1 protein-coding gene is annotated in these 1,145 nt (G+C 67.8%); it reads left to right on the forward strand.

The genetic code is table 11. The annotated features are described in order from the left end of the window. Positions 1–1,145 (forward strand): phosphomannomutase/phosphoglucomutase (locus C3Y15_RS31440; protein ID WP_134206962.1); only part of this gene is annotated, 1,145 nt, incomplete at both ends.

The raw sequence follows: 1,145 nt of genomic DNA on the forward strand, positions 1-1,145 counted from the left end.
CTCGTCGGCGCGCTGGCCGATGGCCTGCGTGCGGCGGGCGTCGACGTCGTCGACGTCGGCATGGTGCCCACGCCGGTCGGCTATTTCGCGGCGAGCGTGCCGCTCGCGCTGAAGGGCGGCGAGCGCCGCGTCGATTCGTGCATCGTCGTCACCGGCAGCCACAACCCGCCCGACTACAACGGCTTCAAGATGGTGCTGCGCGGCGCGGCGATCTACGGCGAGCAGATCCAGGCGCTGTATCGCCGCATCGTCGACGAGCGCTACGACACCGGCAGCGGCTCGTACGAAGCATTCGACGTGGCCGATCAGTACATCGCGCGCATCGTCGGCGACGTGAAGCTCGCGCGTCCGCTGAAGCTCGTCGTCGATGCAGGCAACGGCGTCGCCGGCCCGCTCGCGACGCGTCTGTTCAAGGCGCTCGGCTGCGAGCTGGTCGAGCGCTTCACCGACATCGACGGCACGTTCCCGAACCACCACCCCGATCCCGCGCACCCGGAAAACCTGCAGGACGTGATCCAGGCGCTGAAGGACACCGACGCGGAACTCGGCTTCGCGTTCGACGGCGACGGCGACCGCCTGGGCGTCGTCACGAAGGACGGCCAGATCATCTACCCGGACCGCCAGCTGATGCTGTTCGCGGAGGAAGTGCTGTCGCGCAATCCGGGCGCGCAGATCATTTACGACGTGAAGTGCACGCGCCATCTCGCGCAGTGGGTGAAGGAGAAGGGCGGCGAGCCGCTGATGTGGAAGACGGGCCACTCGCTGGTGAAGGCGAAGCTGCGTGAGACGGGCGCACCGCTCGCAGGCGAGATGAGCGGCCACGTGTTCTTCAAGGATCGCTGGTACGGCTTCGACGACGGGCTGTACACGGGCGCGCGGCTGCTGGAGATTCTGGCGAAGACGGCCGATCCGAGCGCGGTGCTCAATGCGCTGCCGGACGCGATGAGCACGCCGGAACTGCAGCTCAAGCTGGAAGAGGGCGAGAACTTCCGTCTGATCGAGAAGCTGCAGAGCGAGGCGAAGTTCGACGGCGCGGACGAGGTCGTGACGATCGACGGGCTGCGCGTCGAGTATCCGGACGGCTTCGGCCTCGCGCGCTCGTCGAACACGACGCCGGTGGTCGTGCTGCGCTTCGAGGCGGAGAC

It is taken from the genome of Burkholderia sp. B10 (genome assembly GCF_004368385.1).
In the GTDB taxonomy this organism is placed as follows: domain Bacteria; phylum Pseudomonadota; class Gammaproteobacteria; order Burkholderiales; family Burkholderiaceae; genus Burkholderia; species Burkholderia vietnamiensis.